At 65.3% G+C, this 13,613-nt stretch carries 13 protein-coding genes; 4 read left to right on the top strand and 9 right to left on the bottom strand.

Annotated features, from left to right (window positions below):
* Positions 1-139: 139 nt before the first annotated feature.
* A complete protein-coding gene (locus tag LK542_RS12375; protein WP_227812135.1) occupies positions 140-976 on the bottom strand; it encodes a metallophosphoesterase in 837 nt (278 codons plus the stop codon).
* A 16-nt stretch (positions 977-992) separates the two neighbouring features.
* Positions 993-1,745: a phosphatase PAP2 family protein gene (locus LK542_RS12380; RefSeq protein WP_227812136.1), complete on the bottom strand. Its 753-nt coding sequence runs from the start codon at positions 1,743-1,745 to the stop codon at positions 993-995.
* Positions 1,746-1,906: 161 nt separating this feature from the next.
* Between LK542_RS12380 and LK542_RS12385 the strand changes: the two genes are divergently transcribed.
* The 3 genes from LK542_RS12385 (at position 1,907) to LK542_RS12395 (ending at position 4,773) form a co-directional block, all read left to right on the top strand.
* Entirely contained in the window at positions 1,907-2,119 is a 213-nt protein-coding gene (locus LK542_RS12385) for a hypothetical protein (RefSeq protein ID WP_227800726.1), read from the top strand.
* Between the two features lie 274 nt (positions 2,120-2,393).
* A complete protein-coding gene (locus LK542_RS12390; protein WP_227812137.1) occupies positions 2,394-3,407 on the top strand; it encodes a sulfate ABC transporter substrate-binding protein in 1,014 nt (337 codons plus the stop codon).
* A 343-nt stretch (positions 3,408-3,750) separates the two neighbouring features.
* Complete coding sequence (locus LK542_RS12395) at positions 3,751-4,773, top strand: SDR family oxidoreductase (protein ID WP_227812138.1); 1,023 nt, start codon at positions 3,751-3,753, stop codon at positions 4,771-4,773.
* Here the strand turns inward: LK542_RS12395 and LK542_RS12400 are convergent.
* The 4 genes from LK542_RS12400 to LK542_RS12415 form a co-directional block, all read right to left on the bottom strand.
* The gene (locus LK542_RS12400) at positions 4,735-5,169 is read right to left on the bottom strand and encodes a hypothetical protein (RefSeq protein ID WP_227800723.1); all 435 of its coding nucleotides are present in this window, start codon (positions 5,167-5,169) and stop codon (positions 4,735-4,737) included. The two genes, LK542_RS12395 and LK542_RS12400, sit on opposite strands and share 39 nt — an antisense overlap.
* Before the next feature lie 94 nt (positions 5,170-5,263).
* A complete protein-coding gene (locus LK542_RS12405) occupies positions 5,264-6,250 on the bottom strand; it encodes a porin (protein ID WP_227812139.1) in 987 nt (328 codons plus the stop codon).
* A gap of 343 nt (positions 6,251-6,593) precedes the next feature.
* Entirely contained in the window at positions 6,594-7,325 is a 732-nt protein-coding gene (locus LK542_RS12410) for a helix-turn-helix transcriptional regulator (RefSeq protein WP_227812140.1), read from the bottom strand.
* A gap of 22 nt (positions 7,326-7,347) precedes the next feature.
* Positions 7,348-9,042 (bottom strand): sensor domain-containing diguanylate cyclase, encoded by a 1,695-nt coding sequence (locus LK542_RS12415; protein ID WP_227812141.1) that lies wholly within the window; start codon positions 9,040-9,042, stop codon positions 7,348-7,350.
* A 238-nt stretch (positions 9,043-9,280) separates the two neighbouring features.
* On the opposite strand from LK542_RS12415, the gene LK542_RS12420 reads away from it, so the two are divergent.
* Positions 9,281-10,159 (top strand): LysR family transcriptional regulator, encoded by an 879-nt coding sequence (locus LK542_RS12420; RefSeq protein WP_227812142.1) that lies wholly within the window; start codon positions 9,281-9,283, stop codon positions 10,157-10,159.
* 24 nt (positions 10,160-10,183) lie between these two features.
* Here the strand turns inward: LK542_RS12420 and LK542_RS12425 are convergent, their stop codons facing one another.
* The 3 genes from LK542_RS12425 to LK542_RS12435 all read right to left on the bottom strand — a co-directional run bounded on the left by LK542_RS12425 (position 10,184) and on the right by LK542_RS12435 (position 13,613).
* Positions 10,184-10,831 (bottom strand): YitT family protein, encoded by a 648-nt coding sequence (locus LK542_RS12425; RefSeq protein ID WP_227800719.1) that lies wholly within the window; start codon positions 10,829-10,831, stop codon positions 10,184-10,186.
* A gap of 296 nt (positions 10,832-11,127) precedes the next feature.
* A complete protein-coding gene (locus LK542_RS12430) occupies positions 11,128-13,029 on the bottom strand; it encodes a TRAP transporter large permease subunit (RefSeq protein ID WP_227812143.1) in 1,902 nt (633 codons plus the stop codon).
* Entirely contained in the window at positions 13,026-13,613 is a 588-nt protein-coding gene (locus LK542_RS12435; RefSeq protein ID WP_227812144.1) for a TRAP transporter small permease subunit, read from the bottom strand. Before LK542_RS12435 ends, LK542_RS12430 begins: the two co-directional genes overlap by 4 nt.

The raw sequence follows: 13,613 nt of genomic DNA on the forward strand, positions 1-13,613 counted from the left end.
GGCAGGTTTTCTGCCCACGCGTCCAACCAGCAGAGGAATTGCCGCGCCGACCGTGTGAGCGTGATGTGAACGCGTGGGCGTTCGTAGTTCGGGCCACTGGCCTGAACTACCCCGCCCACCCTACGATAAACCGGCGTGCTTACAGCCCCGCCGCCATCAGGCCGTCGTTGTGCGGCGTCCAGACGTTCCCGCTGCGCAGGAACTTGTCGGTATCGACCAGCTCGAAGTGCTTGTGCACCACGTCCCAGCCGTAGCGGTCGATCTCGACCTGCTGTGACTCCACCCGCAGCACATTGAAGGAATTGACTTCGCCGCGTCCGCGCGTGGAAGTCGCCGTCCCCGCCTGCACCACCAGCGCCGCGTATTCACTCATCTGGTAGCGCGCCGCCGTGCTGCCCGCGTGGCTGGCGTGCATGTGGCCGCCCATCAGGATGTCGACGCCGCATTCCGAAAACGCCTGCATCGCGCGCGGCGCCCGGTTGACCAGGTCGCGCTCCTCGAAATGGTCCGGCAGATCGAAGGGATGGTGGGCCACCACGATGCGCGTCACGTCGGACGGCACCCCGGCCAGCTGCCGGCGCACCGCCTCGAGCTGGTCGCGGCTCACCTTGCCGTCCTTGATCGTGAATGAGCGCGCCGTGTTCACCCCCACCACGGCGATCTCGCCGTCGATGTAGCACGGGTCGAGGTCGTCCGTGATGTAGCGCTTGTAGCGGTCGAGCGGCTTCACGAAGCGGCGGAACACGTTGTACAGCGAGATGTCGTGGTTGCCCGGGACAATGATCTGCGGGCCAGGCAGCGTGTCCAGATAAGCGCGCGCCTCTTCGAACTGTTCGGGCTTCGCCCGTTGGGTCAGGTCGCCCGAGACCACCAGCACGTCTGGGTCGATGCGCTCGATCAGTGTCCGCAGCGGCGCGAGCAAGGCGTGGTCGACGCGGCCGAAGTGCAGGTCGGAGAGGTGTACGAGTGTGCGCATCCTTGTTTCCTATTTGTCAGATTTCTTGCCGCTCGACGGGCGCGCCGGCCCGCCCTTCGCGTGCGCGGCGGCGCCGGTTGAGGGTGGCGGCGCCGGTGATGCAGATTGCCAGCCAGCCGCAGCCTTCGGCGAAGGCCGCCAGTACGTCGGACAAGTAATGGACTCCAAGATACATCCTAGAGAACGCGACCGTCGCCACCATCAGCGCCGCCAGCACGAAGGGGAGCACCCTGCCCGCCCAGGAACGCGCATGGCGCGCCGCATAACAGGCGAGGAAGCCATACAGCACGGTCGCCCCCATCGCGTGGCCGCTGGGAAAACTGTAGGTGCCCAGTTCCAGCAGCGGTTCGGCGAAGTGCGGCCGTGCGCGCTCGAAGGTGTGCTTCAGCAGCACGTTGAGGATCTGTCCGCCTGGCACGCTGGCCACCAGGGCGATCGGCCAGTAGCGGTGCCCCGTGCGGTAGAGCCAGATGCCGGCCAGGGCGGCCATGATCAGGATGCCGGGCGTGCTGTGCATGTGGGTTACCAGCAGCAGGAAGCCGCGCAGGCCCTCGTTGGTGCGGGCGTGGGCGTGCAGCCAGTTGGCCACTTCGACGTCGAGCTGGGTGATGGGCGCGCCGGCGACGACGGCGCCGGCCATGTGGGCGAATACCGCCATCGCGAGCAGCAGCATGGCGACGCCGGCGGTCAGGTGCAATCCGTATTCGCCCTCAGGGGAAAAGCGGGCGGCGGCGAAGCGGTGGAGTCTGGGGAGGCGCTCGTTCGTCATGCTGGTTGCCTGGGTTGATGGGTCAAGGCTTGATATAAGGCCAATTGGCGAAAAAACCACGAAAATAAAAATTTACTGTACATCCGCACAGTAACTGTAGATTTATACAGTGGTTGTGATATTCTTTACCCACTTCAACGATTTTAATAAAAGGAAACACCATGACCACTCTGAACAGCTCTTTCGGCCTGGAATATGCACCTGTCCCTTTTATGGTCCGCATCGGTCGTCGCGAGGTCCTGATCACCCGTGATTTCCGCAAGCGCTTCTATGCAGTGAACCCGATCATCGAATGCGATACCGGCGTCGAGCCGGGCCACCTCGAGGTCCTGCTGTTCAAGCGCTGGCTGCTGATCCTGTCGAAGGCTCATTAAGAACCTATCCCAGTAGGGAATGAGTCGCTTTCGGCGCGCCTGGCAAGCGGGTGCTGTGTAGCATGGCACCCCATGCCATGCTACCTCGTCGTTGCATGGCTAGCCATGCGGCCTCCTCGCGCCTTGCCCGCGCTTGCCAGGCATCGCCGCTAGCTTCCTCCTCCCTACTGGGATAGGTTCCAAAAAACGCATATTGTTAAGCGAATATATTCGTTCCTTCAGGGGCAACTGAGCCGTAGTCTAGAGGCTCCAAAATGCCCCCTGAAAGAACGACATGCTTCGCAAAACCTTTCTCCGCTCGCTGGCTGCACTGACCCTGCTGGCGCCGCTGTTCAGCCAGACCGCCGCCGCCGCGGACATCACCCTGCTCAACGTGTCCTACGACCCGACCCGTGAGCTATACCAGGACATCGACGCCGCGTTCGCCCGCCAGTACAAGGCGAAGACCGGCGACACCGTCACCGTCAAGCAGTCGCACGGCGGTTCGGGCAAGCAGGCGCGCGCCGTGATCGACGGCCTGCAGGCCGACGTGGTCACGCTGGCGCTGGCCTACGACATCGATGCTATCAGCGAAAAAGGTTTGATTGCGCCCGGCTGGGAGAAGCGCCTGGCCTACCGCAGCGCGCCCTATACCTCGACCATCGTGTTCCTGGTCCGCAAGGGCAATCCGAAGAAGATCCGCGACTGGGCCGACCTGATCAAGCCGGGCGTGGCCGTCATCACCCCGAACCCGAAGACCTCGGGCGGCGCACGCTGGAACCACCTGGCCGCCTATGGCTACGCGCTGCGCCAGCCGGGCGGTTCGCCGGCCACGGCCAAGGACTACCTGTCGAAGCTTTACAAGAACGTGCCGGTGCTCGACTCGGGCGCCCGCGGCGCCACCACGACCTTCGTCGAACGCGGCATCGGCGACGTGCTGCTGGCCTGGGAAAACGAAGCCCTGCTGGCCCTGCGCGAGCTGGGTCCGGACAAGTTCGAGATCGTCGCCCCGTCGATCAGCATCCTGGCCGAACCGCCGGTCGCCGTGGTCGACAAGAACGTCGACAAGAAGGGCACCCGCAAGGTGGCCCAGGCCTATCTCGAGTTCCTGTACACCGACGAAGGCCAGGACATCGTGGCCAAGAACTACTACCGTCCGGCCGTGGACAAGTTCTCGAAGAAGTACGCCTCGCAGTTCCCGAACGTGAAACTGTTCCCGATCAGCGAACTGGGTGGCTGGACGCAGGCGCAGAAGGCGCACTTTGCGGATGGCGGCTTGTTTGATCAGATCTACCAGCCGGGCAAATAATCGCAATTCGCGGGCCGATCGTCGCACATGGCACGGCCCGCTCTCCCCTCCTCCCGTTGATCCGTCGTCCCGGCGCAGGCCGGGACCCAAGTTTGTTCCGTACCCTCTAGCCTTTGCGGTACTGCCTAAGAAACTGGATCCCGGCCTTCGCCGGGATGACGGCTCATGCGTTAGCGGTCAGAAATCTGCTAGCGAATCTTTCCAGCAACTGCTTCCAACAAGCAACCGAAAACGCCGATTTTGCCAGCCGGGCTAGGATAGTGGCCGTTCATTAACCTGGCCTGTCCTTGCGGCCGGACGCCGCAGGCAGTCCTCTTCACCCCACCTTGAAAAGGATCACGTCATGGCAATCAGACTCCGGAAACTCCACGACCAGGTTATGGTCATCACCGGCGCCACCAGCGGCATCGGCCTGACCACCGCCCGCATGGCCGCCGCGCGCGGCGCGCGCCTCGTGCTGGCCGCACGCAGCAAGGATGCGCTCGACGAACTGGCCGACGAGCTGCGCAGCCGCGGCGTCATGGTCGAGACCGTGGCAGCCGATGTCGGCGACATCGCCGATGTCGAGAAGATCGGCGACAAGGCGATTTCGCGCTTCGGCCGCATCGACACCTGGGTCAACAATGCCGGCATCTCCGTGTTCGGCCGCCTGGAAGAAGTCAAGCCGGAAGACCATCACCGCCTGTTCCAGACCAACTTCTGGGGCACCGTCAACGGTTCGCTGGAAGCGGTGCGCCGCATGAAGCACCGTGGCGGCGGCGCCATCATCAACGTCGGCAGCGAGGTGTCGGAACGTTCGATCCCGATGCAGGGCATGTATGCGTCCTCGAAGCACGCAGTGAAAGGCTTCACCGACGCACTGCGCATGGAACTGGAAAAGGAAGGCGCGCCGCTGGCCGTCACCCTGGTGCGCCCGGCTGCGATCGACACCATGTTCGCGGTGCACGCCCGCAACTACATGGACAAGGAACCGGCGCTGCCGCCGCCGATCTACGCACCGGAAGTGGTGGCCGACGCCATCCTGTACTGCGCGGAAAACCCGAAGCGGGACGCCTATGCCGGCGGAGCCTCGAAGATGATTGCGGCCGGCTCCAAGCTGATGCCGGCGCTGTTCGACAAGTACATGAACGCGAGCATGTTCAAGCAGCAGAAATCAGACCGTCCCACCGCGCCGAACCGCCGCGACGCACTCTACAAGCCCGATCCATCGGCCGAACTGCGCCAGCGCCAGGGCATGCCGCAGAACGTCCACGAGCGCAGCCTGTACACCAAGACCAGCCTGCGCGCCTCGCCGCTGACCACCGCGCTGGTGGCCGGCGGCGCACTGTTAGCCGCCTTCAGCGTTTCGCGGCGGTTTAGTCGATAGGAAGTCGGTGTCCTCCTCGGTCAGCGGCAGATCGGGGATGGACACCACCTGGTCGGTGTCGATGTCGGCGCCGTCCTTCGCGACGTTGTCGCGTCCCGCGGCGGCGCGCTCGCCGGTGCCGCCCATGTCGCTATCGCCCGAGAAATCGGCGTCGCCGACGTCCGGTCCGGCGGTGCCGCCCGCATGGCTTTCTTCCATGTCGGAGGTGGTGCCGTGGTCGAAGTCGAGGGTCTGGTCCGCATCCAGCGCCTCGGCAAAGCCGGGGCCGCCGACCACGTCGCTGCCGGTATCGGAAATGTCGCTCGGACCGAGGGAATCGATGCCGTGTCCCTTGCCGAGACTACGGTCTGGACGTTCGGGGAAGTTATCCGGATCAAGTGTGCTTGCGCCTGTCATGTTGCCTCCAAAACGGTAGTTGAACGTATCAAGTCTTGGAGACAGGCTACCGTTTTTTGCAACATCGCGTCGCCGTGCAGGGACGCGCGCATGCTCAGAAAGCGCGGCGCATCCCGAGGTTGATCGCTCCGCCGCCGCCGTTCCTGGTATTGGCATTCGGGATGCCGCTCTGGTGCCGGATGTGCGAATAGGCGGCGTAGAAATCGAGCCTGCGCGACACCGCATAGGTAGCGCCGATCGCGACCTGGCGCGCGTCGCGGTCGGCCGGGTCGCGGTCGTTCTTGCGGATGTAGGAAGCCAGCAGTGTGGTGCCGCGGCTGACCGGCACCGCCACCCCGGCCAGCACGTCACGGCTGTCGGTGGAAGGCACCGAGGTGATCCCGGCGCCGTAGGGATTGTCCGGATTGAACAGCGGCGAGTTGACCCAGCCGCGGCTGGCGCTGTAGGCGGCGTAGGCCGTGCCCCAGCTGAAGCGCATGTTGGCGGCGACGATGGCATTCCTGGCGGCCATGGTGATGTCGACTGGATTGATGCGGGTGACCTTGGCCACGTTGCGGTTCTGGTAGGCGGCGCGAATGGTCAGGGGACCGAGGTTGTAGCCGGCCGACATGCCCCAGGCGCGGCCTGAAGGCGAACCGTCGATGTCGCCCTTGCCCCAGGAGGAGCCGGCGGTAAAGCCGTTGAATTCGCTCTGGTAGGTGACGCTGTCGGTGGTGCGGCGCGGCTCCAGGGCGCCGCTGCCACTGGCGGCCAGGCCGCCGTGGAAGGGATCCCCCACATCGGACAAGGCCAGGAATTCGAGATCATACTGGCGTCCCACGGTGAGCACCTGGGTCTCGGCAGTGCGGCGCTGCTCCTTCTCATGCACGGTTTCCACCGTGAAAATGGCTGGTGCATCGCCGGTGCGGGCAGACGCAGCGCTGCCGCCGGCTCCACCGGACGGTGCCGCGCATCCCTTGGCGCAGACAGTTTCCTTAGCAACCCCGGCGACGGTGCTCCCATCGGGCGCAGCCGCATTCTCGGCCGAGGCGCAAGCCGCGCTCGCTCCGAGCACGGCACATGCGACGATTGACATCTTCATGGCGTCATTCCCTCTTTGAAGCCATCATTCCCTTCTTTGCCAAGCTCATCTGTCTAGTAGCGCACATAAAACAGCAGCCGTGCATACAAATTGTGGAACGTCCGCACTGCATGCTTCGAGGCCGAACTTTTCGGCCTAGTTAAGGTTCTACACCGTGCAATGAGTGGGCACAAGAGGCTTTCACAAAACCAGAGGAGAGTCAGTGTCGTTTGTTGCCCAAGCGCCTTCCGAGGGACCCATGGGTAAGGGGCGGGGTGAAGAAAAGGCGTCCTGCGTTAACGAAACAGGGGATCAGTGCCAGCCGGCACTGATCCCCCATTCCCTTGCGCAGCGTTGGCTCGACCTAGCGTCGCAACTCCGCAAACGCGAGCGGCTCCCACTCCCGCAATGCCAGCAGCAAGCCGGTCCCGCAGCGCTGGGGTAGCGGCGCCGCCAGGCTTTCCTCGTGCAGCTGCGCGAAGCGTGTCCGCAGCTGCCGCAGTTCTCCCTGCAGCTTGGCGCGCGCGCTTTCCGTGAGCATGCCGTGCACGAAATCCAGCGTGTCCCCTGGCTGCCCGAAGGCGCTGTCGATAAAGTCCGGCATGCCCTGCTCGCGGAAATACTGGCGGATCGGTCCGCCCGGCAGCCAGTCGAAATCGCGCGCCACATTCAGGCGGATGCGGTTGCCCGGCAGGAGCGTGATCAAGGCCAGGCGATCCAGGCGCAGCAGCAGCTGCACGCATTCCGCTTCGCTCAGGCGGTACACCTGCAGCATCTGCGCCATGGTCCAGTGGTTCAGCGCGCACACCGCCACCAGCAGCAGGCGCGTGTCCGACACCAGTTCGCGTTCCTGCGCCGGGCTCAGGGTGCGCAGGCGCTGGTGGCCCTGCCCGGCTTCCTGCGCCAGCTCGGCCAGTGTCAGGCCGACCAGGGAGCAGATCTCGACCAGGCGCTCGAGGGTGAACTGCTCGCTGGCAAACAGGCGCTTGACGCTCGGTTCGGACAAGTCGAGCGCCTCGGCGACGTCGCGGTAGGTCTTGCCCTGCTGTTTCAGTTCGCGCTTGAGCGTGGCGATGAGTTGGGTGATCTCGGACATGCGCTGTGCAATGAGTAAGGATTCAGACAGTGGCCGCCAGCGCCACGCCGTTCTTGCCGGTGCGCTTGACCGCATACATCGCGTGGTCGGCGCGCGCCAGCCAGGCGTCCACGTCGACCGGCTCCTCCGGGCGGTGCAGCGCGATGCCGATGCTGGCGCCCACGGTGACGGTGGCGCCGCGCAGCATGAAAGGCGACTTCAGGCGCTCGAGCAGCTTGCGCGCGGTGTCTTCGGCATGGGCGGCGTCGGTCAGCATCTCCAGCACCACCACGAATTCGTCACCGGCCAGGCGCGCCACGATGTCGGTCTTGCGCACGCCCTGCAGCAGGCGCTCGCCGAACTGGCGCAGCAGCTCGTCGCCCTCTTCGTGGCCATAGCTGTCGTTGACGGCCTTGAAGCCATCCATGTCGAGGAACAGCAGCGCGCACGGGCGTCCGACGCGGCGCGCCCGGCCCATCGCCTCCGGCAGGGCTTCCAGCAGCGCGCGCCGGTTCGGCAGGCCGGTCAGCACGTCGCGCAGCAGCAGCGCCTGCAGTTCGGCGGTGCGCTCGGCCACCGCCGCCTCCAGCCGCTCGTTCAGGGCCAGCAGCGCGTGGCGGTGCGCCGTCTCGCTTTTCACCAGGTCGCGCATGGTGCTCGACAGGATCTGCGTTTCCAGGAAACCGTCCACCTGCGGGATCGGCGGCGGCTCGCGGCCGGCTTCGGTGGCTTCGGTGACAAGTTGGATCGCCCTGCGCAGCTGCGCCATCGGGCGCGTGAGGCGGCGCGCCATGAGGGCGGCGGCCACGGCCAGCAGCAGCGCCAGCAGGAAGCTCCAGCCCAGCATGCGCTGTTTCAGGTCGACGGTGCCTTCCATCGCGCGATCCTCGGTCTGGCGCACCAGCACGCTCCAGCGCAGCGAGGCCGGATCGAGCATGTCGCCGGTCTGGCTGTAGCCGGTCAGGTAGGCGCGGCCGTCCGGCCACACTTCGCGCAAGGATCCGATCTGGCCCTTCTGCGCCAGGCGCAGGCTGGTGGTGTCGACCTTGGTCTCGACCAGGCCCTCGGGACCGAGGATGACGGTGCCGTCGTCGCGCACCACGAGGATCTCGGCGCCGTATTCGCGCAGCGCCGGCGTGAGCAGCTTGCGCGCATGGACGCGCGCCCACTCCCAGCTCATGTGCAGGCCGAGCACCGCGACCGGCTTTCCGCCGGCATCGAGGATCGGGCCGGAGGCGTCGACGAAGCGCCACGGGTCCTGCCGGCGCGGCAGCATCTTCTCGAGCAGCACGGCCGGATGGTAGTCGCTGGCGTGCACGCCGCGCATGCCGGTGGCGAACCAGGGCCGCTTGCTGACGTTGGCCCCTTCCAGCATGCGGCCGGTGGAGGCAGTCACCTTGCCGTCCAGGTCGGCGATGCCGATCCAGGCGTAATCGGGGAAGGTGCGCTGCAGGCTTTCCAGCACCGCGCGCGTCTCGTCGGGGTTGCGGGCGTAGCGCAGCTGCGGCAGCTCGGCCAGCAGGCGGGTGTCGCCGGTGGCCTGCTCGATCACACGGTTGAGCGAGTCGCGCATCTGCCAGGAGAGCTGCTGTAGCCGCAACTGGGCTTCGTCCCCGGCCTGGCGCACGGCGAAATGGTTCACCAGCGCCAGCTGCAGCGCGACCGTCAGCGCGACCGTGGCGCAGACGGCCAGGGTCATCAGGCTGGACAAACGCAATTTACCGAAGAAGCCGCTCATGTAGGAAATGGTAACGTTACCGTTGGAATAACCGGTTATTCTGCCACTTTCCTGTCGTCAAATAAATACCTTTGCGCATCATTTGTTGCTGAGTTTGCTATTTTTGTCGCGGCGCAACAAATTACATAAAGATATTACACAGCAACAGTTGTTGAAGTGAATACCTGGGCTACACTGGCCTGCATTATTCCATTAGGGAAAATAATCACATGAGTACGCAGATGGACCGTTTCCAGAAATGCGGATCTTCGCGCGCATCGTCGAGCGTCGCAGTTTTACGCTGGCGGCCGAAGACCTGCAGCTGCCGCGCGCGACGGTGACCAATGCCATCAAGCGGCTGGAAGCGCGCCTGGCCACGCGCCTGCTGGAGCGCACCACCCGCGTGGTGGCGCCGACCCTGGACGGCCAGGCCTACTACGAGCGATGCGTGCGCCTGCTGGCCGACCTGGCGGAAATGGAGAGCGTATTCAGTCACGCCGAACCCGTCGGACTGCTGCGCGTGAACCTGCAGGCCACCCTGGCGCGGCAGGTGCTGGCGCCCGCCCTGCCCGCCTTCCTGGCGCGCTACCCGGGCATCGTGCTGCAGATCGGCGAAGGCGACCGCCTGGTCGACCTGGTGCGCGAAGGGATCGATTGCGTGCTGCGCGTGGGGAACCTGCAGGATTCGTCGATGGTGGCCAGGCAGGTGGCGCAACTGACGCAGGTGACCTGCGCCAGCCCGGCCTACCTCGCGCGCCATGGGCGTCCCGCGCAGCTCGATGACCTGGAGCGCCACCTGGCGGTGCACTACATCTCGTCGGCCACCGGCCGGCCCTACCCGCTCGAATTCACGGTGGGTGGCGAAGTACGCCAGGTCCTGCCGCCGGCAGCCGTGAGCGTCAGCGGCGCCGACATGTACACCGCGACCGGAATCGCGGGCCTGGGCATCGTGCAGGTGCCGCGCTACCGCATCGAGCACGAACTGCGCAGCGGCCAGCTGGAAGCGCTGCTGCCGGCGCTGGCGCCGCCGGCGCTGCCGGTCTCGGTGCTGTATCCGCAAAGCCGCCAGCTGTCGCCGCGGGTGCGGGTGTTCGTGGATTGGGTGACGTCGGTGTTCGCTGGTTTCCCCGGCCTGTAGGCGGGCCGGGGAAGCCTGGCAGGATCAGTTGCCGAAGTAGCGTCCCGGGCGATGCCAGGCCATGACCATGCTGCTCATGGCGATCGCGCTCAGCGACGACCAGCCGACCAGTTGCGGCGATACGATCGCCAGTGCGGCCAGCAGGATCACGCCGTCGATCAGCACCTGCGTGCGGCCGGCATTGATCGCGTACTTCTTCTGCAGCCACAGGGTGACGATACCGGTACCGCCTACGCCGGCGCCATGGCGCGCCAGCGCCAGGATACCCATGCCGCAGAAGGTGCCGCCGCCGAGCGCCGCCACCATCGGGTGGATGTGGCCGATCACCAGGCCGCTGGGCATCAGCTTGAGCATGGCCATGATCAGGACACTGCCGACCAGGGATTTGATGGTGAAGCGCGCGCCCATGAACAGGTAGCCGAACAGGAAGAACGGCAGGTTGATGAGCATGAAGAGCAGGCCGACCGAATGGCCGGACAGGTAGGACACCAGCAGCGAGATGCCCGCCACGCCGCCCGTGATCAGGCCCGCGGCCTGCAGCAGCAGCACGCCCATGGCGACGAACAGCACGCCCACGGTGATGCCGTAGACGTCATCGAACAAGGTATGCGGCTTGACCACTGTCGGACGGCTCGCCTGTACCGGTTGCGACTGCAGGGCGCCCTGCATCATCGCACCACCGCTGCACGAACGGCGACAGAACCCAGGGCGCTCGGGCGCTGGGAAGTATTCGGGCCGGACAGGGGTCGAAGCTTCATTTTCCTCACAGTTCTCAGGGTTGGAACGATCGCAAGATCGGGGAAAGTGGACGTTACTGCTGTGTATAGCCCCTTATTATGTAGCATGTTGCAACGCAATGTAAGTGCGTAAATTCACATGTCGGTCATTCGCGCTGCGAATATCAGGCTGGAGAGGGGCGTCGCGGAGAGAATGGGAAGCGGCAGCACCAGGCCGCTTCCCTTTGCTGCTTATTTATAGAGCACGCCAGGCAGCCACATGCCGATGGCCGGGAAGGTGTACAACAGGATCACGCCGAGCACCTGCAGGCCCATGAAAGGCAGCATGCCCAGGAAAATCTGGTTCAGCGTGACGTGCGGCGGCGACACGCCCTTCAGGTAGAAGGCCGACATGGCCACCGGGGGCGACAGGAAAGCCGTCTGCAGGTTCATCGCCACCAGCAGGCCGAAGAACAGCGGGTCGATGTTGAAATGCGCCAGCAGCGGCACGAAGATCGGCATGAAGATCACGATGATCTCGGTCCACTCGAGAGGCCAGCCGAGCAGGAAGATCACGACCTGGGCCAGGATCATGAACTGGATCGGGGTCAGGTTCATGCCCAGCACCCAGTTATTGATGATCTCCTGCCCCCCGAGCAGCGCGAACGCGGCCGAGAAAATGCTGGAACCGACGAACAGCCAGCACACCATGGCCGTGGTCTTGGTGGCCAGGTGGGCCGACTCGCGCAGCAGCCTGAAGTTGAACCTGCGGTAGGCGATCGCCAGGATCAGGCCGCCGAAGGCGCCCATCGCCGCCGCCTCGGTCGGCGTGGCCAGCCCGAACACAATGCTGCCCAGGACCGCCAGGATCAGGATCGCGAGCGGAAACAGGGAGCCGAGCAGCATCTTGAAGATCTCGAGCCGGGCAAAGGTGAACAGCAGGTAGAACACCGCCATCGCGGCCGCCAGCACCGCCAGCGTGATCCAGAAGCCAGTGGACGCCGGCTTGGCGACCGGGTCGGCGGATGCGGGCGTCGGGATCGCGGCCGTAGCTTGGGGCGCCGGCGCCGCGGCTGCGGCGGGGGCGTCGGTCGGCGGTTCGGCCAGTCCACCTTCGACCGGCGGCTCTTCCAGCCCACCGGCATCAACGCCTGATGCGGAATCGAACTCCTGCTGGGCGCCCATCTCGACCAGCTGCGTGGCGGGCGCTTCCGGCGCCGTCGCGATCCGGTAGCTGATGCCCATGATGGCAACGAAAGCCAGCGCCGGCAGCAGCGCGACGAACAGGTTGGTGGCCAGCGTGCGCTGGGTCCCGTTCGCGCCCTTGAAGGAGCGCAGCAGGCCGGGCACCGCCATCCGGTGGTAGGCGCCGGGGATCGCATCAAGATAGGCCGGCAGCGCCACCACGCGCTCGTGCGCCGGCAGCGGCGGCGCCATGCTGGGCTTCAGCTTGGCGATCAGGAGCACGTAGCCGACGTACAGCGCCGCCAGCATGATCCCGGGGAAGAAGGCGCCCGCATACAGCTTGACCACCGAGACCCCGGCCGTCGCTCCGTACACGATCAGCAGCACCGAGGGCGGAATCAGGATGCCCAGGCAGCCTCCGGCCGTGATGCAGCCGGCCGACAGCTGGGTGCTGTAGCCGGCCTTCAGCATGGCCGGCAGCGCGAGCAGTCCCATGAGGGTCACGACCGCGCCGACGATGCCGGTGGCGGTGGCAAAGATGGCGCAGGTGACGATGGTGGCCACCGCCAGCGAGCCGGGTACGCGCGCCATCGCCAGGTGCAGGCTTTTGAACAGGCGCTCGATCAGGTTGGCCCGCTCCACCAGGTAGCCCATGAAGATGAACAGCGGGATCGAGATCAGGACGTCGTTGGCCATCACGGAATACGCGCGCTGCACCATCAGGTCGAGCGTGAGCTGCACGGCCTGGCCGGGGTCCTGGCTGTGGAAGGCGAACCAGGCGAACAGCACCCCCATGCCCATCAGTGTAAAGGCGGTGGGGAAGCCGAGCATGATGGCGACCACCACCAACGCCAGCATCAACAGCCCAAGGTGGCCGTTGCTCATGTCGGCGGGGGCGGGCATCAGGGCGAACAGGGCGACCACGATCGCCACCAGTATCGACAGGCCGAACCAGATTTCCTTCCTCATGCCCTGCCCTCCCCGGCTGCACCCCTGACCTGCGCCTTGAGCTGGTCGACGTCGACTTCCTCGACGTCCGGCTCGCGCGCCGGCCAAGCGCCATTCTTCAGGCAGACCACGCAGCGCACGATCTCGACGAAGCCCTGCAGCAGGAGCAGCACGCCGGCGAAGGGAATCACCATCTTGAAGGGATACAGCGGCGGACCGTTGGCGGTGAGCGTCGAATGCTCGCGGATGGCGAAGGACTCGGCGGCATAGGTGTAGCCGGCCCAGACCAGCGCCACCACGCCAGGGATGAAGAAGACGAAGTACAGGATCAGGTCCAGGCCGGCCTGCAGGCGCGGCGGGAAGAAGCTGTACAGCACGTCGCCGCGCACGTGGCCGTTCTTGGCCAGCGTGTAGGCGCCGGCCATCATGAAGGCGGCGCCGTACATCATGATCATCAGGTCGAAGGCCCAGGGATTGGGCGTGTTCAGGGCGTAGCGCGCAAAGACTTCCCAGCTGATGAGGAAGGTGAGCGCGACGATCAGCCAGGAGAAGGCCTGGCCGACCCAGCTGCTGACCCGGTCGACAAAAAACAAAACGTTTTGCAT

The sequence above is a fragment of the Massilia sp. IC2-477 genome (assembly GCF_020707265.1).
Taxonomy (GTDB): Bacteria; Pseudomonadota; Gammaproteobacteria; order Burkholderiales; family Burkholderiaceae_D; genus Telluria.

Coding starts and splice junctions, on each gene's coding strand:
- LK542_RS12375 (WP_227812135.1), bottom strand. CDS start 976: ATGCGCACACTCGTACACCTCTCCGACCTGCACTTCGGCCGCGTCGAC.
- LK542_RS12380 (WP_227812136.1), bottom strand. CDS start 1,745: ATGACGAACGAGCGCCTCCCCAGACTCCACCGCTTCGCCGCCGCCCGC.
- LK542_RS12385 (WP_227800726.1), top strand. CDS start 1,907: ATGACCACTCTGAACAGCTCTTTCGGCCTGGAATATGCACCTGTCCCT.
- LK542_RS12390 (WP_227812137.1), top strand. CDS start 2,394: ATGCTTCGCAAAACCTTTCTCCGCTCGCTGGCTGCACTGACCCTGCTG.
- LK542_RS12395 (WP_227812138.1), top strand. CDS start 3,751: ATGGCAATCAGACTCCGGAAACTCCACGACCAGGTTATGGTCATCACC.
- LK542_RS12400 (WP_227800723.1), bottom strand. CDS start 5,169: ATGACAGGCGCAAGCACACTTGATCCGGATAACTTCCCCGAACGTCCA.
- LK542_RS12405 (WP_227812139.1), bottom strand. CDS start 6,250: ATGAAGATGTCAATCGTCGCATGTGCCGTGCTCGGAGCGAGCGCGGCT.
- LK542_RS12410 (WP_227812140.1), bottom strand. CDS start 7,325: ATGTCCGAGATCACCCAACTCATCGCCACGCTCAAGCGCGAACTGAAA.
- LK542_RS12415 (WP_227812141.1), bottom strand. CDS start 9,042: ATGAGCGGCTTCTTCGGTAAATTGCGTTTGTCCAGCCTGATGACCCTG.
- LK542_RS12420 (WP_227812142.1), top strand. CDS start 9,281: ATGCGGATCTTCGCGCGCATCGTCGAGCGTCGCAGTTTTACGCTGGCG.
- LK542_RS12425 (WP_227800719.1), bottom strand. CDS start 10,831: ATGATGCAGGGCGCCCTGCAGTCGCAACCGGTACAGGCGAGCCGTCCG.
- LK542_RS12430 (WP_227812143.1), bottom strand. CDS start 13,029: ATGAGGAAGGAAATCTGGTTCGGCCTGTCGATACTGGTGGCGATCGTG.
- LK542_RS12435 (WP_227812144.1), bottom strand. CDS start 13,613: ATGCAAAACGTTTTGTTTTTTGTCGACCGGGTCAGCAGCTGGGTCGGC.